The organism is Pseudomonas sp. ICBG1301, from assembly GCF_016918385.1.
GTDB lineage: Bacteria > Pseudomonadota > Gammaproteobacteria > Pseudomonadales > Pseudomonadaceae > Aquipseudomonas > Aquipseudomonas palleroniana.
Genome location: NZ_JAEKGB010000001.1, coordinates 255,973 through 272,433, shown reverse-complemented (window position 1 = coordinate 272,433; position 16,461 = coordinate 255,973). Strand labels below are relative to the sequence as shown.

Annotated in this window: 18 protein-coding genes; 8 read left to right on the top strand and 10 right to left on the bottom strand. The window is 59.9% G+C overall.

Going from position 1 to position 16,461, the window contains the following annotated elements:
- Window positions 1-124: 124 nt before the first annotated feature.
- Both JBE38_RS01255 and JBE38_RS01250 read right to left on the bottom strand, forming a co-directional pair.
- A complete protein-coding gene (locus JBE38_RS01255; RefSeq protein ID WP_205343389.1) occupies window positions 125-730 on the bottom strand; it encodes a tRNA-uridine aminocarboxypropyltransferase in 606 nt (201 codons plus the stop codon).
- Window positions 731-736: 6 nt separating this feature from the next.
- Complete coding sequence (locus JBE38_RS01250; protein WP_090369439.1) at window positions 737-1,630, bottom strand: LysR family transcriptional regulator; 894 nt, start codon at window positions 1,628-1,630, stop codon at window positions 737-739.
- A 291-nt stretch (window positions 1,631-1,921) separates the two neighbouring features.
- Between JBE38_RS01250 and speB the strand changes: the two genes are divergently transcribed.
- Genes speB through JBE38_RS01230 form a run of 4 tightly spaced genes read left to right on the top strand, consistent with a single transcriptional unit; the run spans window position 1,922 to window position 6,245 of the window.
- Window positions 1,922-2,872: an agmatinase gene (gene speB / locus JBE38_RS01245; protein WP_090369437.1), complete on the top strand. Its 951-nt coding sequence runs from the start codon at window positions 1,922-1,924 to the stop codon at window positions 2,870-2,872.
- A complete protein-coding gene (locus tag JBE38_RS01240; RefSeq protein WP_090369435.1) occupies window positions 2,872-3,294 on the top strand; it encodes a YybH family protein in 423 nt (140 codons plus the stop codon). Before speB ends, JBE38_RS01240 begins: the two co-directional genes overlap by 1 nt.
- A 21-nt stretch (window positions 3,295-3,315) precedes the next feature.
- On the top strand, window positions 3,316-4,839 hold the full coding sequence (locus JBE38_RS01235) for a purine-cytosine permease family protein (RefSeq protein ID WP_090369433.1): 1,524 nt from the start codon (window positions 3,316-3,318) through the stop codon (window positions 4,837-4,839).
- A gap of 23 nt (window positions 4,840-4,862) precedes the next feature.
- Window positions 4,863-6,245 (top strand): sodium:solute symporter, encoded by a 1,383-nt coding sequence (locus JBE38_RS01230; RefSeq protein WP_060756111.1) that lies wholly within the window; start codon window positions 4,863-4,865, stop codon window positions 6,243-6,245.
- Window positions 6,246-6,686: 441 nt separating this feature from the next.
- Here JBE38_RS01230 and JBE38_RS01225 read toward each other — a convergent pair whose 3' ends face one another.
- The 3 genes from JBE38_RS01225 to ptrR all read right to left on the bottom strand — a co-directional run bounded on the left by JBE38_RS01225 (window position 6,687) and on the right by ptrR (window position 8,698).
- Entirely contained in the window at window positions 6,687-7,289 is a 603-nt protein-coding gene (locus tag JBE38_RS01225; protein WP_205343388.1) for a peptidoglycan recognition protein family protein, read from the bottom strand.
- A gap of 249 nt (window positions 7,290-7,538) precedes the next feature.
- Window positions 7,539-7,661: a PA1414 family protein gene (locus JBE38_RS27790; protein WP_003193089.1), complete on the bottom strand. Its 123-nt coding sequence runs from the start codon at window positions 7,659-7,661 to the stop codon at window positions 7,539-7,541.
- 143 nt (window positions 7,662-7,804) lie between these two features.
- Entirely contained in the window at window positions 7,805-8,698 is an 894-nt protein-coding gene (gene ptrR, locus JBE38_RS01220; protein WP_060756112.1) for a putrescine utilization regulator PtrR, read from the bottom strand.
- 104 nt (window positions 8,699-8,802) lie between these two features.
- Between ptrR and JBE38_RS01215 the strand changes: the two genes are divergently transcribed.
- Window positions 8,803-10,002, top strand: coding sequence for an MFS transporter (locus JBE38_RS01215; protein WP_205343387.1), 1,200 nt, complete (start codon window positions 8,803-8,805; stop codon window positions 10,000-10,002).
- Here the strand turns inward: JBE38_RS01215 and JBE38_RS01210 are convergent.
- The 3 genes from JBE38_RS01210 to JBE38_RS01200 all read right to left on the bottom strand — a co-directional run bounded on the left by JBE38_RS01210 (window position 9,914) and on the right by JBE38_RS01200 (window position 12,842).
- Complete coding sequence (locus JBE38_RS01210; RefSeq protein ID WP_205343386.1) at window positions 9,914-11,356, bottom strand: NCS1 family nucleobase:cation symporter-1; 1,443 nt, start codon at window positions 11,354-11,356, stop codon at window positions 9,914-9,916. The genes JBE38_RS01215 and JBE38_RS01210 overlap by 89 nt on opposite strands.
- Window positions 11,357-11,554: 198 nt before the next feature.
- On the bottom strand, window positions 11,555-11,953 hold the full coding sequence (locus JBE38_RS01205) for a DUF2177 family protein (RefSeq protein ID WP_060756115.1): 399 nt from the start codon (window positions 11,951-11,953) through the stop codon (window positions 11,555-11,557).
- A gap of 52 nt (window positions 11,954-12,005) precedes the next feature.
- The gene (locus tag JBE38_RS01200; RefSeq protein ID WP_060756116.1) at window positions 12,006-12,842 is read right to left on the bottom strand and encodes a CvfB family protein; all 837 of its coding nucleotides are present in this window, start codon (window positions 12,840-12,842) and stop codon (window positions 12,006-12,008) included.
- A 323-nt stretch (window positions 12,843-13,165) separates the two neighbouring features.
- Between JBE38_RS01200 and JBE38_RS01195 the strand changes: the two genes are divergently transcribed.
- The 3 genes from JBE38_RS01195 (at window position 13,166) to JBE38_RS01185 (ending at window position 15,203) form a co-directional block, all read left to right on the top strand.
- Window positions 13,166-13,345, top strand: coding sequence for a hypothetical protein (locus JBE38_RS01195; protein ID WP_003193095.1), 180 nt, complete (start codon window positions 13,166-13,168; stop codon window positions 13,343-13,345).
- A gap of 197 nt (window positions 13,346-13,542) precedes the next feature.
- Window positions 13,543-14,265 (top strand): TorF family putative porin, encoded by a 723-nt coding sequence (locus JBE38_RS01190; protein WP_126870729.1) that lies wholly within the window; start codon window positions 13,543-13,545, stop codon window positions 14,263-14,265.
- A gap of 65 nt (window positions 14,266-14,330) precedes the next feature.
- Window positions 14,331-15,203: a DUF6279 family lipoprotein gene (locus JBE38_RS01185; RefSeq protein WP_205343385.1), complete on the top strand. Its 873-nt coding sequence runs from the start codon at window positions 14,331-14,333 to the stop codon at window positions 15,201-15,203.
- Here JBE38_RS01185 and copD read toward each other — a convergent pair.
- Window positions 15,200-16,054 (bottom strand): copper homeostasis membrane protein CopD, encoded by an 855-nt coding sequence (gene copD, locus JBE38_RS01180; protein ID WP_205343384.1) that lies wholly within the window; start codon window positions 16,052-16,054, stop codon window positions 15,200-15,202. The two genes, JBE38_RS01185 and copD, sit on opposite strands and share 4 nt — an antisense overlap.
- Complete coding sequence (gene copC / locus JBE38_RS01175; protein ID WP_205343383.1) at window positions 16,051-16,437, bottom strand: copper homeostasis periplasmic binding protein CopC; 387 nt, start codon at window positions 16,435-16,437, stop codon at window positions 16,051-16,053. Before copC ends, copD begins: the two co-directional genes overlap by 4 nt.
- Window positions 16,438-16,461: the final 24 nt, after the last annotated feature.

The window sequence follows — 16,461 nt, the reverse complement described above, 5'->3', positions numbered from 1 at the left end:
ATGGGCGCCTGTACTACCGCTATCGGGAGCAAGCCCCCTCCCACAGATGACCGCATTCCAATGGTGTCACTCGATTCTCTGTGGGAGGGGGCTTGCTCCCGATAGCCGCACCTCGATCTCCGGGCTAACCCGACTGCCCATCACCATGATTTCTCTGAAACACCTCCTCACCCATCGCCGCAATCTGCCCCTCGATCAGCGCTTCAAAGGGTTTGAGCAACGGTTCGAACGATACCGGTGCTTCCAGCACCTGCAGCGCTTGCACAATCGCCTCCAGCGTCGACAGCGCTCCCGGCCCCGGTGCCTTGCGCAGCCGGTAACGCGAAACACCGCCCTCGGCCAGGGTCACCCTCGGCAACGCCGCCAACAACGGATTGAGGTGCAACAGTTTACGCGCCTTGCGCCAGGTGCCATCGGGCACCACCAACAACAAGGGCTGCTCGTCCGGCGCATAGGCCTGCAAAGGCTGGGCATCGTCAGCCGGAAACAACAACCGCGCCTGATAACCGGGCGGGTTCAGTAAAGTCGGCAGATCTGCAAACACCTCGCCGACCACCAACTGCGCATTGTTCAACCCCAACGCCGCCAAGCGTGCGGTATTCAGCGCATGGTTGACCTCACTCGGGTGCTGCAACAGCAACACCCGGGTGCGACTGTCGAGGCAGGGGATCAACGGGCACAGGCAATGGGTGACGGGCCTGAGGCAACGGGAACATTGGGGTCTGGACATGATTTTTCAGGCCTGGTTGAGCTGGGCTTTGAGCAAGTCGCGGAACGTCTGGATCAACGGCTCGCGGCTGCGGCCCCGGCGCATGATCATGGAGAACGGCGCCTGGTAGCCGAAGGTCGCCGGCAGCAACACGCGCAGGTCGCCCTTATCGGCCCACGCCTGGGCATAGTGCTCGGGCAGGTAGCCGATGTAAGCACCGGACAGCACCAGGATCAGCTGCGCCTCCATACTTTCCACCGTGGCGGCGCTGTGCTTGAAGCCATGGCGCGCCAGTTCCGCCTGGCTCCAGTAGCCGCGGCCGACCATGCGCTGCTGGGTAATCACTTGTTCGGGGATGCGCCGCTCGTTGAACAGCGGGTGCCGCGAGCTGCAATACAACCAGTGCTGCTCGCGATACAGCGGCATGTAGATCAACCCGCTCATGCGGTTGGAAAAAGCGCCGATGGCCAGGTCCAGGCGATTGTCCTGCACCCCCAATTGCAATTCGTACGGGCTCATCACCGACAGATGCAAATGCACCGCCGGGTGTTCCAGGCTGTAGGCGCCGATCGCTTCGGCAAACGGCAACGCCTTGTCGCTGACAGTGGAGTCGAGCACGCCCAGCTTGAGGGTGCCGCGCAACTCGCCTTTCAACGCGGCGGCGTATTGCTCGAAACCTTCGAGTTCACCGAGCAGGCGCAGGGTTTCCTGATGGAACAACTCGCCCTTGCTGGTCAGGCTGAACCCGCCCCGCCCGCGATGGCACAGCACCAGGCCCAACGCCGACTCCAGTTGGCTCATATAGGTGCTGATGGCTGACGTCGACAGGTTGAGTTCGTGCTGCGCATTGGCGAAGCCCTGATGGCGCACCACGCTGACGAAGATGCGCAGCAGTTTCAAGTCGGGCAAGGCGTTGGCCATGAGCTCTCCACAATGTTCAGTTGGCTGTAGTGAGCGGGCTTGCCCCGCGCTGGGGGGCGCAGCCGCCCTAAACCCCGACACTTCGGTCTTTCTGACACACCGCGGCGTCCTTTTTGGGGCGGCTTCGCCCCCCAGCGCGGGGCAAGCCCGCTCACTACAACCCAGAGAGTTTAACCGCTGGGGATTAGTTTAGAAAAACCTGAACTAAGTATTTGCCCCTGCCGATTCTTCCCGCCACGGGCTTTTCGCAGAATCGACCGCTAATAAACAAAACAACGATGAGGCACTCCCGTGGACAAGATTTTCCACCAACCACTGGGCGGCAACGAAATGCCGCGCTTCGCCGGCATCGCCACCATGATGCGCCTGCCCCACCTGCAAACGGCCCAGGGCCTGGACGCCGCCTTTATCGGCGTGCCCCTGGATATCGGCACCTCACTGCGTGCCGGCACACGCTTCGGGCCGCGTGAAATCCGCGCCGAATCAGTGATGATCCGCCCCTACAACATGGCCACCGGTGCCGCCCCATTCGACTCGCTGTCGGTGGCCGATATCGGCGACGTGGCGATCAACACGTTCAACCTGCTCGACGCCGTGCGCATCATCGAAGCAGCCTACGACGAGATTCTTGACCACGACGTGATCCCGCTGACCCTGGGCGGTGACCACACCATCACCTTGCCGATCCTGCGCGCGATCCACAAAAAACACGGCAAGGTCGGCCTGGTGCACATCGATGCGCATGCTGACGTCAACGACCACATGTTCGGTGAGAAAATCGCCCACGGCACCACCTTCCGCCGCGCCGTGGAAGAAGGTTTGCTCGATTGCGACCGTGTGGTGCAGATCGGCCTGCGCGCCCAGGGCTACACCGCCGAAGACTTTAACTGGAGCCGCAAACAGGGCTTTCGCGTGGTCCAGGCCGAAGAATGCTGGCACCACTCCCTCGCCCCCTTGATGGCCGAAGTACGTGAAAAAGTCGGCGGTGGCCCGGTGTACCTGAGCTTTGATATCGACGGCATCGACCCGGCCTGGGCGCCCGGTACCGGCACCCCGGAAATCGGCGGGCTGACCACCATCCAGGCGATCGAGATCATCCGCGGCTGCCAGGGCCTGGACCTGATTGGTTGCGACCTGGTGGAAGTTTCGCCACCGTACGACACCACCGGCAACACCTCGCTGCTGGGCGCCAACTTGCTGTACGAGATGCTCTGCGTACTGCCTGGCGTGGCGCATCGCTGATGAGCACGCAAGCCGTGCTGAAAGCTGCCGCCGACCTGGTGTCGGCGTTTGCCCGCAATGACCGCGCCGCTTATTTCGACGCGTTCACGGCCGATGCCACCTTTGTGTTCTACACCCTCCCCGAGCCACTGCTCAGCCGCGACGCCTACCAGGCGTTGTGGGACAGCTGGCGCCAGGACGAGGGGTTTGAGGTGCTGTCCTGCACCTCAAGCAACGCCACCGTCAGCCTGCAGGGTGACGTGGCGATATTGATTCATGACGTGGCCACCGAGCTGCGCATGAACGGGGAGCAATTCAATAGCCAGGAACGCGAAACCATTGTCTTCAGACGGCAACGGTTGCGCGCAGAACAACAAGAGGGCCTGTGGCTGGCCTGTCACGAACATTTATCCGCTATGCCGGAAGGGCTGCCGCCCCATTAGCCAATGTGATCGGAGCTGATCATGAATAATAAAAACAACGATAAAAGTATTCGAAAAATAGAAACCAACGGGGTCGAACAGATCCCGGACCACGAACGTACCGCCAGCCCCAAGGATCTGTTCCGCCTGATCTTCGGCGGTGCCAACACCTTTGCCACCGCCGTGCTGGGCTCATTTCCCGTGCTGTTCGGCCTGTCGTTCCAGGCCGGCGTCTGGGCGATCGTACTGGGCGTGCTGGTGGGCGCGCTGATCCTGGCCCCCATGGGCCTGTTCGGGCCGATCAATGGCACCAACAACGCGGTGTCTTCCGGTGCGCACTTCGGCGTGCACGGGCGGATTGTCGGCTCATTTCTGTCGCTGCTGACCGCGATTGCCTTCTTCTCACTCTCGGTGTGGAGTTCAGGTGATGCCTTGGTCGGTGGTGCGAAACGTCTGATTGGCCTGCCGGAAACCGATCTGACCCTGGGTCTGGCCTATGGCCTGTTCGCCCTCCTGGTGCTCACGGTGTGCATCTACGGCTTTCGCTTCATGCTGTGGGTCAACCGTATCGCCGTATGGGCGGCGAGCCTGTTGTTCCTGCTGGGGATCTTCGCGTTTGCGCCGGCCTTCGACAGCCAGTTCGCCGGCACTGTAGCGCTGGGTCAGCCGGGTTTCTGGGCAGCGTTTATCGGCGCCGCACTGGTGGCCATGAGCAATCCGATTTCCTTCGGGGCGTTCCTGGGTGACTGGTCGCGCTATATCCCGCGTGAAACACCGAAAGGTCGAATCATGCTGGCGGTGGTCCTCGCGCAAATCGCCACTTTGATCCCGTTCCTGTTCGGCCTGGCCACCGCGACCATCGTGGCGATCAAGGCGCCGGACTACATCGCGGCCAACAATTATGTCGGCGGCCTGCTGACGGTGGCGCCGAGCTGGTTCTTCCTGCCGGTGTGCCTGATCGCGGTGATCGGCGGCATGTCCACCGGCACCACCTCGCTGTATGGCACCGGGCTGGACATGTCCAGCGTGTTCCCACGCCTGCTGTCGCGAGTCAAGGCCACATTGCTGATCGGGGTGATGTCGATAGCATTCATCTTTATCGGACGTTTCGCCGCCAACCTGGTGCAAAGCGTCTCGACCTTCGCCGTGCTGATCATCACCTGCACCACGCCGTGGATGGTGATGATGATCATCGGCCTGATCGTACGCCGGGGCTTCTACTGCCCGGACGATCTGCAAGTGTTCACCCGTGGTGAGACCGGCGGTCGCTACTGGTTCAACCATGGCTGGAACTGGCGCGGGCTCGGGGCCTGGATCCCGAGTGCACTGGTGGGCCTGTGCTTCGTCAACCTGCCGGGGCAGTTTGTCGGACCGCTGGGCAACCTGGCGGATGGCATCGACATCAGCCTGCCGGTGACGTTGGGGCTGGCCTCGGTGGTGTACCTGACTTTGCTGCGGCTGTTTCCCGAACCGGCCTCGGTTTATGGACCGGCTGTCGTGGCGAGAGAGCGTGCCCCCTCACCACCGCATGTTCCCTCGCCACAGCAAGCGCCTTCAGCACAATAAAAAATAATCGGAGAACCGCCGTCATGGCTTTGGATTTATTCGTCGTACTCATCTACGCCGCCGGCATGCTCGTGCTCGGCTATTACGGTATGCGCCGCGCCAAGACCCACGAGGACTATCTGGTGGCCGGCCGCAACCTGGGGCCGTCGCTGTACATGGGCACCATGGCGGCCACCGTACTGGGCGGTGCATCCACCGTCGGCACCGTGCGCCTGGGTTATGTGCATGGTATTTCCGGTTTCTGGCTGTGCGCCGCGCTGGGCGCCGGGATCATCGCGCTGAACCTGTTCCTGGCCAAGCCGCTGCTGAAGCTGAAAATCTTCACCGTCACCCAGGTTCTGGAAAAGCGCTACAACCCCATGGCTCGTCAAGCGAGTGCGGTGATCATGCTGGCCTATGCCTTGATGATCGGCGTGACCTCGATCCTGGCCATTGGCACCGTACTGCAAGTGCTGTTCGGCCTGCCGTTCTGGGTCTCGGTGCTGCTGGGCGGTGGCGTGGTGGTGGTGTACTCGACCATCGGCGGCATGTGGTCGCTGACCCTCACCGATATCGTGCAGTTCGTGATCAAGACCGTCGGCCTGATGTTCATCCTGCTTCCCATCTGCCTGTACCGCGTCGGCGGTTGGGATGAGCTGGTCGCCAAACTGCCGGCATCGAACTTCAGCTTCACCGAAATCGGCTGGGACACGATCATCACCTACTTCATGATCTACTTTTTCGGCATCCTGATTGGCCAGGACATCTGGCAGCGAGTGTTCACCGCCCGCGATGAAAAGGTCGCCAAGTACGCAGGCACTTTCGCCGGTTTCTACTGCATCCTCTACGGCCTGGCCTGCGCGCTGATTGGCATGGCGGCGCATGTACTGCTCCCCAACCTGGACAACGTCAACAACGCCTTCGCCGCCATCGTCAAAGCCTCGCTGCCGGATGGCATCCGCGGCCTGGTAATTGCTGCGGCCCTGGCCGCGATGATGTCCACCGCCAGCGCCGGCTTACTGGCGGCCTCCACGGTATTGACCGAAGACCTGCTGCCGCGCTTGCGTGGCGGCAAACCGTCGAGCCTGGCGGTCAACCGCCTGTTCACCATGCTCACCGGCATTGCCGTGCTGGGGATCGCACTGGTGGTCAACGATGTGATCAGCGCGCTCACCCTGGCCTACAACCTGTTGGTAGGTGGCATGCTGATCCCACTGATCGGCGCGATCTTCTGGAAGCGGGCAACCACCTCAGGCGCGATCACCTCCATGACCCTGGGCTTTGTGACGGCGCTGGTATTCATGATCAAGGATGGGTTGGACGCGAATACGCCGATCTACTACAGCCTGGCGATTGGGCTGGTGAGCTTCGTGGTGGTGAGTATGTTGTCGCGCAGCCCCCAGGCATCGGTAGCCCGGGCGGTTTGAGGCGCAACAGGATTTAAAGCGGTTGCTTCAGCGGGTGCGACGTCGGATGTCGCGCCCGTTTTTTTGGGGGCTACTGCCAAGCCTTCTCAAACAGATCGCCGCAGGTCTTGCATCCGAAATACTGTTCCAGCGCGGGGCACTCGATTTCTCCCGTCCCCCCTGCCCTGATGCGCCAAATGCACGCCATTCCCTGGTAGTTCAACCTGCCCTCAAGGTAACAAGGCGCCCAGTCATACTGGTCATGCAGCGTACGGCCATCAATCCGCCTGGCCCGCTGAAAAAAAGATGCTACTTGTCGCTCATCCAAGGCTACGTCAGAAGGTCGACAGCGTTCTGGCTCGTCGGATTGAAAGCGCACAATCGAAACACCCTCGATGCTCTGATGTTGGGATGCACATCCCACGAGCAATACCCAGACACTTAACGGCCAATGCCGGAACCTCATTGCCATACCGCGCTGCTGGCTTCGCCAGGATGTTTATATGAGATCTGCGGATGGGTGTAGACGTCTTCCGCCGTCAGGTTGAAATGGCTATACAGGACAGAGACCAACCACTGAAGAGATTGATTCTGCATCGTAGTAATCGCCTCGTAACGAACCGCATCAAGATGCTTGCCCACTAACTCAATGCCTATTGAATCAGAGTTCATCGGATAACGATCAGGATAACTCTTCGTACGCTCGTATTGATCCAACGCTCTGATCTGCAGGGTCCAGGTTAACGCCTGAATTCTGTTGACTTGAACGGTGTCACAGGTGGATTTGTCGTTTACCAGGCATTTTGACCGAATGAAGCGTCCCACATGAAAACAGCGCTTTCTCAAACTGGCTGTTTGGTAGATCACGCCGTTCTTCTCAATCAGAAAATGAGCGCCACTTCCTTTGGAACGGTATCCGTTGAAGGTGTGCTGTGCAGTCGATGCGTCCGTTTGATGGATGACCAGCGCCTGTACGCTGCGCAAATCGCCATGCTCGATGGACTGAAACCTGCGAGGCACGACCTTATCCGAAACCATCATTCCTTCGTTATCAATACTCGACATCTCAATGCCTTTTCGTCCCTGTGAAGGCAAAAATATAGAAGGCTAAATAAGGAAAAAGGCAGGATTACTAGAGATGAGGAAAGATCCGACGTCAGTACTCGCCTAGTTAATTAAGGTTTAACACATGGAAAGCGGCAGTAAAAAACGGCGGCCGCGTAAGGCATACGGAGCACGGAAGGCGCTCCGAAGAGGAACCACGCCCTCAACGCCCGCATGATCACGGCCACGATCACATGAGCGCCTCAGGGTCTACCTGCGACGGGGACGGCGTTGCTCATCATCCGTACGAATAGGCACCGGTTGCAGCGGAGGCTCGATCAAGCCGAGTGCCACGCCGAGGTCATGGAGCCAGTTCTGAATTTTCTCTTTCATGGTGGTGCCCCCCTTTGAGGGTAATGCGGGTCGGCGCTAATTCTGTCGCCGCTTCCTACAGATAGTAGCGTTAAGTCTTACGTATTGCTTGTACGAAAACACAACGAACTATTACTGAATTCATCTAAATCCTGACGGATCGCTCAAGCGATCGCGCGCGTGTCTTGCAGGATCTCGGCTCTGCCTGCCTGCTGCAGGTCAATCCATGCATTGAGGTTAGCGCCGAGCATCCCCTTTCGCCACATGAGCCAGGTAGTCGCAGTGGCAAAAGGCCCGGTCAGGGGATGAACGGACACACCGTCCTTGCCCGGCAGGCTGTCGAGCATGGATTCAGACATCAATGCCACACCGGAACCGGCAATCACGCAGGCGAGCATGCCTTGATAAGACTCGATCTCGATCGCCCGGCCCATGGCCACACGGTCGTGGGAAAACCAGGTTTCAAGGCGTGCGCGGTAAGCACAACTGCGGCGGAAGGTGAATACCGAGCGGCCCGCCACATCCTGGGGGCCGCGCACGGGTGGGTGATCGGCTTCGCAGATCAACACCAGCCGTTCTTCGCACAAGGGCACACCATCAAGGGTAGCGATGGTGATGGGGCCGTCCACCAGCGCCGCGTCCAGGCGACCGGCGATCAGGCCCTCCAAAAGCTCGCCGCTGGGCGCCGATTGCACCTGCAGGTTCACCATCGGGTAGGCCTTGTGGTAACGCGCCAACAACTTCGGCAAATGAATCGCCGCAGTGCTGTACATACTGCCCAGCACAAAATCGCCGGCCGGTTGCCCGCCTTGCACAGCGCCGTGGGCTTCGTCGTGCAGCGCCAGCAGACGGGTGCTGTAGTCCAGTAACACTTTGCCCGCTGGAGAAAGCTGCAAACGCTGGCGCTCGCGCACGAACAACTCAACACCGAGCTGTTCTTCCATCTGCTTGAGCCGTGTCGACAGGTTCGACGGCACTCGGTGCAAGCGTTCAGCTGCACGGGTGATGGAACCCTCCTCCGCCACGGCCTGGAAAATACGCAATTGACTGAACTCCACGCCTTTCTCCAAAACTGAACAAGTTACTCAATATTATTCATTTTTACAGAAAGTAAACTCGATTTAGCCTGAAGGTCAATCGCTGCCTTGCAGGAAACCTGAACATGTCCCCCCTGATCCGCTTACTCGCCAGCTTTATCGCCTTGATGATGGCCATGGGCATTGGCCGCTTCGCGCTGACCCCGCAGATGCCCCACCTGCTCAGTGAAGGCCAGGTCGACCTGACCGGCGCAGGGCTGATCGCGGCGGCCAATTACCTGGGCTACTTCGTGGGTGCAGTGGATTCGATCTTCGCCCGCAGCCATCACCACGTACGAGGTCGGATGTACGGCGGGCTGTGGCTTTGCGTGCTGCTGACCCTGGCGTCGTATTGGGCGCAGGGGTTCTGGCCGCACCTGTTGCTGCGCTTTGGCACCGGCGTCGCCAGTGCCTGGGCGTTGGTGATGATCACCAGCTTGAGCCAGCCCCTGGCGATTGCCGCCGGGCGAGCACGCCTGGGCGCCTTGGTGTTTGCCGGACCGGGGCTGGGCATTCTGCTGACCGGGTTGCTGGCATTGGGCTCGAACCGTCTGGGGCAAAGCTCGGCAACGCTGTGGTTGGTGTATGGCGTCGTGGCGCTGGTAATGCTGCTGGCGACCCTGCCGTTCCTGCCTCAACCGATCGCGCCAGTTGCCCACGTCCATCACGCGGGTGGCAACGCCAGCATCGCGCATTTGTGCTGGATTTACTTCCTGTATGGCCTGGGCTACATCATTCCGGCGACCTTCCTGTCACAAATGGCCAGCGCGCAATTCAACGGCGCCTGGCAAGCCGATCTGTTCTGGCCATGCTTTGGCCTGGCTGCCGCGATGGGCGTGGTGATCGCCAGCCTGCGCCGCAAAGACCCGCACACCACCCGCCGCTGGCTGATGAGCACGTTATGGCTACAAGCAGCCGGGGTGTTCGCCTGCTTGCTGGGCAATGGCTGGGGCTTGGCGCTGGGCGTATTGCTGTGCGGTGCACCGTTCCTGGCTTGCATGCAGTTGGTGATGGCCCGCTTGCGGGAAGTCGCCCCCCACGGCTACCAGCGCAGCACCGGGCTGTTGACCGCCAGCTTTGCCGTCGGGCAATTGAGCGGCCCGTTGCTGGCGTCGCTGAGCAGTCACTGGAGCGGCGGCCTGCAACCGGCCTTGGTGATTGCCGGCGGCGGCCTGATATTAGCGGGCGTAATACTGATCAACCGGCAACCAGCGGCGTCGGCGAGCGAACCTGCTCGCGCCGGGCAAGCACCAGGAAAAACAGCCCTCCCAGGAAACAGCCGGTAAACCAGGCAAAGTTGGCCATGCCCTGCAGCGCCGGCGTGAAGGTGATTGCAACCCCCACCAGCGTCGCGGGCACCAGGGCTTTGACCGCCGTCCAATTCACCCCGCCGTCGAAGTAGTAGCGCCCGCTCGGGCTGTCATCGAACAGCGCATCCACATCGATCTTCTGCTTTTTGACCAGGTAGAAGTCCACCAGCAGAATCCCGAACAACGGGCCAATGAACGCTGCAAGGATGTCCAGGGTGTAGTGGATCATCAGTGGGTTATTGAACAGGTTCCACGGGGTGATGAAGATCGATGCCACGGCGGCGATCATCCCCCCGGCCCGCCAGCTGATTTTGCTCGGTGCCACATTGGCAAAATCAAACGCCGGCGACACGAAATTGGCCACGATATTGATGCCGATGGTCGCGGTGACGAAAGCAAAGGCTCCCAGCAACACAGCCAGGCTGTTGTCGATGCGCGAGACGGTGGCGATCGGGTCGTGAAGCATTTCGCCAAATACCGGCAGCGTGCCCGAAACGATCACCACGGTGACCAGGGAAAATGCCAGGAAATTCACCGGCAGCCCCCAGAAGTTACCGCGCCGTACGTCGCGCATGCTGCGGCAATAGCGGCTGAAATCACCAAAATTCAGTGTGGGGCCGGAGAAGTACGACACCACCAGCGCCGTCGCCACGATCACCTGACCGAAGGCTTGCCAGCCCGACAGGGATTTTTCCGCCAGGGTGAAACTGATATTCGCCCAGCCGGCCTTCCATACGATCCAACCGGCCAAGGCAAACATCACCGCGTACACCACCGGCCCAGCCCAGTCGATAAAGCGGCGGATCGACTCCATGCCGGCCCAGAACACCGCGGCCTGCAACCCCCATAAACAGAGAAAACCAAACCAGCCCAGATAAGACAACCCTGCAAAATGCGGCTCTGCGTAAACCGCCATCTGTGGGAAAAAGCGCAGCACCACGATGATTAAGGCACTCGACGCCAAGTACGTCTGAATGCCGTACCACGCTACAGCGATCAACCCACGAATCACCGCCGGAATATTCGCCCCGAATACGCCAAACGCCAGTCGACAGATCACCGGATACGGCACGGCGGCCTGCTGGCTCGGCTTGGCCACCAGATTGGCGATCAACTGCACGATGCAGATCCCGGCAAGCAAGGCGATCAACACCTGCCAACTGGCCAGGCCGAGCGCGAACAGGCTGGCGGCGAATACATAGCCGCCCACGCTGTGCACATCACTCATCCAGAAGGCGAAGATGTTGTACCAGGTCCATTTTTGCGGCAAAGGCCCCAGGTCCTGGTTGTACAGGCGCGGGCTGTAGCCTTTGGGGTGTTGTTCGGTCATCGCTGGGCTCCTCGAAATACCGGCCGGCGCTGTCGTCGCAGCGTGCATACGTTAGGCGGCGCGGTTTGTATACGAGGCATTCAGCAGAATACGTGCCAATGGCACACAATCCCTCTGAATCAGCGTTCCACAGGGACTACAAAGGCTTTACAAGCAGGATGGGCGCTCAGCAACGGTGCATTAAAATCCTGTACACAATCAGTGTTGCACCCGATGTGCACACAGGTAGCCGGCAGCACAACAGACCGCCGTCAGAAAGGTGCCCCAGGCCATGTCCATCACCGCCAAACCGGCAGACCAGCCTTGCAGCGTGGCCCAGTTGCTCAAGTCATAAGTGCCGTAGGCCACCAGGCCGAGCAGCGCCCCCAGGCGTGCGGCGCGTTGCCAGCTGGCGCTCGGCAGCACCACTAACACCACACAACCGGCGGCATACAGGAGATAGAACAGCACCGCCGGCAATAGGCGGGGTTGATCGAGCATCAACGAGCCGAGCAGGGACTTGTAGGTAGGGCCCATCAGGACGCCGAGCCAGAGGCCGTCGAGCAGCAGAAAGGCGAGCAAGGTGCCGAGGTAAGCGAAGAGTGTTTTGCGCATCATTTATATAGCCTCTGTAGGCGCCGATGGGCGCCTACAGAAGAGCAAGCCGGGCTCAGCTTAGTTCAATGCGATCGGCATGAATCACAATCTGGCCTTGCTTGTAGAGCGCACCAATGGCCTTCTTGAAGTTGCCCTTGCTGACGCCGAACAAGTTGCTGATCAGCGCCGGGTCGCTTTTGTCGCTGACCGGCAAGGTGCCGTTGTTTTCGCGCAACTTGGCGAGGATCTTCGAGTTGAGGCTGGACGCCGCTTCCTGGCCAACCGGCTGCAGGCTCAGGCTGATGTTGCCATCGGCACGGATCTCTTTGATAAAGCCTTTTTCCTGCTTGCCGGGGCGCAGGAACTTGAACACTTCGTTCTTGTGGATCAGGCCCCAGTGCTTGTTGTTGATGATCGCCTTGAAACCCATGTCGGTGGCTTCGGCCACCAGCAGGTCGACTTCCTGGCCTACCTGGTAGTTGGCCGGCGTTTTGTCCAGGTAACGATCCAGGCGTGCAGTGGCGGTGATGCGTTTGGTGTGCTTGTCGAGGTAGACATGCACCACGCAGTAATCACCGGCACTCAATTGGCGTTTTTCTTCCGAATACGGGAGCAACAGATCCTTAGGTAAGCCCCAGTCAAGGAATACACCAATGCTGTTGACTTCCACCACTTTCAAACTGGCAAATTCGCCCACTTGAACTTTCGGTTTTTCAGTCGTGGCAATAAGTTTGTCATCGCTGTCCAGATAAATGAAAACGTTAAGCCAGTCTTCATCTTCGCTGGGAATATCTTTGGGGATATACCGATTCGGCAAGAGGATTTCACCATCTTGCGCGCCATCCAGGTACAAACCGAAGTTAGTATGTTTAACCACTTGCAAACTGTTGTAGCGCCCGACTAAAGCCATGTCCAATACCCTCATTACGTCGGCGGCATTCTACCCGAGTTGCGCCTACCACGCGCGTGCGCCTGAAAAATCGCGGGCTGGCACGGGCTTCCAGCGGCGACGCCCCGCTCGTCTGATCAAACGCCTGAGTTTTTCCAGGGATGCGAAGCGCCGTATACCCCGTGGTTTCGAGTTAAAACAGTAAGTTAGGCGATTATTTGATAGATAGACTTCGGCTATTTTCCGCCGCGCCAGTTATTCCCAGGGGATATTTGCCAAGCAATTGTCAAGTATTTCCTGTACGATGCCTGGCCAAGTTAATTTTCTACAGGTTAGTGGCCGCCATGCGCGTAAAAGCATCCAACAGCAAAGCAAAGCCAGCTCCCGCCGTTGAAACCAGCGAATCGATCAACAGCCAGATTGCAGCGTTTCTCAAGTCCGGTGGCGAAATCCAGCAAATTGCCAAGGGCGTAAGCGGCCAGACTTTCGGCCCGTCCAAGCAGATCAGCCTGGGCAAGAAATAACACCTGTCTACCCATCTGGTCCCTAAGCGTCTTGCCTTCAAGGCGCTAGGACTGGAGCCCGAAACACCTTCTCCATATTTGTGCCAATCGACGAACGGGGCTCACCGCCTGGCATTCGCCGGTATGCTTGCACACGTCTAGCACGGGCACTTGCCCGATTTTTCCGTTACGGCTCCTCGCTTTTTATGGAGTGAAGCGTGCTCAAACCCTGCATTGTATTGATCAGCATCCTGGTGGCGAGCCCACTGGCCGAGGCGCAGATTTTCCAGCGCGAACTGGGCGACTTCGATCTCAAATTAGGCACCACCCCCAGCCGCAGCATGGCCCAAGGCCTGGTCAAACCCACCTCGCCAGGCAGTGACTCGTTCCACGGTGGCCTGGACCTGAGCCATGACAGCGGCCTGTATTTCGGCCAGTTCTCCCCCAGCATGGGCTTGTCCTCCAGCAAAAACTTCGAAGTCGATTCCTACATGGGCTTCAAACGCCCCTTCGACCAGACCCTGGGCTACGAAGTCGGATTGATCCACTACAGCCATCCCAAGCTCAGCCCGCTCGACAGCCAGGAGTTGTATGGCGGCCTGAACCTGCTGGGCAACCGCTTCGGCGTGTCCTTGAGCAACGACCCGGACCGACAGGACAGCACCCTGTTCGCCGACCTCGGCGGCACGCAGCCCTTCGGCATCGGCGTCAGCATGAAGTACACCACGCATCAGTTGGGCAGCCCGGTCTCAGTGGAGGGAGGCTCGATCAGCAGCTTCAACGATTGGTCGGTACAGTTCTCGCGCGAATGGAAAGGCATCGACCTGGACCTGATCTACAGCGGCTCCAGCCTCAGCGGCAGCGACTGCTCGGCATATTCCGGACACAACTCACAATGCGATGGCCTGTTGACCTTGAAGGCTGCGCGGTCGTTTTATTAATCGGCTGAACTGTCGCGCCCGGCGTGGGTTCACATGCATGAACCCCACTGCGCAAGGACCTGCCCATGCTGCGTCGGCTCAAACTTCTGGTGATACTGCTGAGCCTGAGCCTGAGCCTGATACTGGCCGGCTGCAATCGCGTAGGCCTGGCCTACCGCAATCTCGATGTGATCATCCCCTGGACCCTCAGTGACTACCTGGAAATGAACGCCGGGCAGAAGAGTTGGTTCAACGACACACTCAAGCAACACCTGGCCTGGCACTGCACCACGCAATTGCCCGGCTACCTGGATTGGCTCGACCGCCTGCAACAGATGGTCGACGAAAACAAGGTCAGCGACGCCGCTCTGCAATCGCGTACCCTGGAGGCCAAGCAGGCGATCGCCGAGATTGCCCGGCAAATCACCCCGTCAGCGGTCGAGCTGTTACAAGGCCTGGATGATCAGCAAGTCAAGGACATGCAGGACGCCTTTGCCAAGGACCTGAAAAAACGCCAGGACGAATACCTCAAGCCACCGCTGGAGCGGCAGATCAAGGAGCGCGCCGAGCGTATGAGCAAACGCCTGGACGCCTGGATCGGCCCGTTGAGCACCAGCCAGCAGAACCGCGTGACAGCCTGGTCCATCGCATTGGGCCCGCAGAACCAAGCCTGGATCGACAACCGCGCGCGCTGGCAGGCGCAATTTATCGAGGCCCTGCAACAACGCCGCAACGCCGACTTCCCGCAGAAGATCGAGCAATTGCTGGTGAACCGCGAAAGCCTTTGGACCCCGCAGTACCGCACCGCCTATACACAAACAGAAGCGGCAGCGCGCAGCCTGATCGTCGACCTGATGGCCGAAAGCAGCGTGCAACAACGTCAGAAGCTCACCCAGAAAATCGACAAGGTGCGCGCCGATTTCCAAGCGCTCAAATGCCTGAAGAGCACGCAGCCCTAGGTCGGCGCCAGCGTCCCGAGCCAAGCCACCAACGCCAGGATCGCCAGCACCGCCGCAAATTCCAGGGCGATGCTGCGGCGTAAGGCTGTACACGCGGCGGCGTGGTCGCCCTGCGCCAGCGAACGCTGGAGCAACGGCGCCAGATGGGAACGATTGAGCGCCGCCAGCCCCAGCATCAGGCCGAACAATCCCAACTTGAAACACAACAGGATCGCGTAGACGCCACCCGTGATGCCATCCAGGTTCGGCCCGACCACAAACAGATAGTTCGCCACGCCCGTGGCAATCAGCACCGCGACGAATGCCACACCCACGCGCTCGAAGCCCGCCAAGGTGCGTGCCAATACCTGCACCGCCGGCGCGGACCTGCGCATCAGCAATAAACCGAACGCCGCCAATGCCCCGACCCAGCCCGCCGCCGCCAACAGGTGAGCACTGTCACTGAGCAGATGCCACACCCCAAGCGCGCCCTCATGCATCACGCCATGCCCGGTCCACGCCAGCGTCACCAATGCCAGGCCACCGAACCAAGTGGCCAAGCGGGTGCTGAGCACCAACCAGAACAGCGCAACAATCCGTAGCCACCAGCTCCAGCCCAGTTCGGTCTGCCAGAGCATCATCTGCAGGTGTGGCCACAGTGTCGACCAATCCTCGGCACCGCTCATGGCCTGGGTCATCGACAACAGCGACGCCACCGAAAGCAGCACCCCCAGGCTTGCCAACACCCGCAGCAACCACTTCAGATCCAGCGGCCGGCTATCGGCATACAGGCCAAACAGCCCCAGGCCAAACACCAGCATCAAGTCCAGATAAAGAGCAAAGCGCAGAACAACCGGAAGCAGTTCACTCATGGCTGGACGCTGAACACCACGTTGCCGAGGATCGGGTGGGTGTCGGACGACACGGCACGCCAGTCGACCCTATAGGTACCGGTCACCAGCGTAGAGGCGGGCTTGATCAGCATCACCTTGGGGTCGGCACTGGCCGCGACACTGGCTTTTACCGGCATCGGCGAATTCGGCATACCGGGCATATCGGTCATGGTCAGCTTGGCGCCGGAAAACTGCGTCAGCAGGTTCTCCGAAAAACGCAGCTCGATCACGGCCGGTGGCGCCCCCTTGGCCCCCTCAACCGGGGTCGACGACAACAGTTTCGGATGGGCCGAGGCCGCCAGGCTGGCGATCAGTCCCGCCCACAGCACAGCGCCCGCCAGGGTGGTTTTCAACATTGACATGCAAGGCTCCAGGCCGCTCGTGGC

Excerpts from the sequence above, each read along its gene's own strand:
- JBE38_RS01205 (WP_060756115.1), bottom strand. The coding sequence starts at position 11,953 with ATGATGCGCAAAACACTCTTCGCTTACCTCGGCACCTTGCTCGCCTTT.
- copD (WP_205343384.1), bottom strand. The coding sequence starts at position 16,054 with ATGAGTGAACTGCTTCCGGTTGTTCTGCGCTTTGCTCTTTATCTGGAC.
- JBE38_RS01195 (WP_003193095.1), top strand. The coding sequence starts at position 13,166 with ATGCGCGTAAAAGCATCCAACAGCAAAGCAAAGCCAGCTCCCGCCGTT.
- JBE38_RS01230 (WP_060756111.1), top strand. The coding sequence starts at position 4,863 with ATGGCTTTGGATTTATTCGTCGTACTCATCTACGCCGCCGGCATGCTC.
- JBE38_RS01240 (WP_090369435.1), top strand. The coding sequence starts at position 2,872 with ATGAGCACGCAAGCCGTGCTGAAAGCTGCCGCCGACCTGGTGTCGGCG.
- JBE38_RS01250 (WP_090369439.1), bottom strand. The coding sequence starts at position 1,630 with ATGGCCAACGCCTTGCCCGACTTGAAACTGCTGCGCATCTTCGTCAGC.
- JBE38_RS01215 (WP_205343387.1), top strand. The coding sequence starts at position 8,803 with ATGTCCCCCCTGATCCGCTTACTCGCCAGCTTTATCGCCTTGATGATG.
- JBE38_RS01210 (WP_205343386.1), bottom strand. The coding sequence starts at position 11,356 with ATGACCGAACAACACCCCAAAGGCTACAGCCCGCGCCTGTACAACCAG.
- JBE38_RS27790 (WP_003193089.1), bottom strand. The coding sequence starts at position 7,661 with ATGAAAGAGAAAATTCAGAACTGGCTCCATGACCTCGGCGTGGCACTC.
- JBE38_RS01225 (WP_205343388.1), bottom strand. The coding sequence starts at position 7,289 with ATGTCGAGTATTGATAACGAAGGAATGATGGTTTCGGATAAGGTCGTG.
- JBE38_RS01255 (WP_205343389.1), bottom strand. The coding sequence starts at position 730 with ATGTCCAGACCCCAATGTTCCCGTTGCCTCAGGCCCGTCACCCATTGC.
- JBE38_RS01235 (WP_090369433.1), top strand. The coding sequence starts at position 3,316 with ATGAATAATAAAAACAACGATAAAAGTATTCGAAAAATAGAAACCAAC.
- JBE38_RS01185 (WP_205343385.1), top strand. The coding sequence starts at position 14,331 with ATGCTGCGTCGGCTCAAACTTCTGGTGATACTGCTGAGCCTGAGCCTG.
- copC (WP_205343383.1), bottom strand. The coding sequence starts at position 16,437 with ATGTCAATGTTGAAAACCACCCTGGCGGGCGCTGTGCTGTGGGCGGGA.
- JBE38_RS01200 (WP_060756116.1), bottom strand. The coding sequence starts at position 12,842 with ATGGCTTTAGTCGGGCGCTACAACAGTTTGCAAGTGGTTAAACATACT.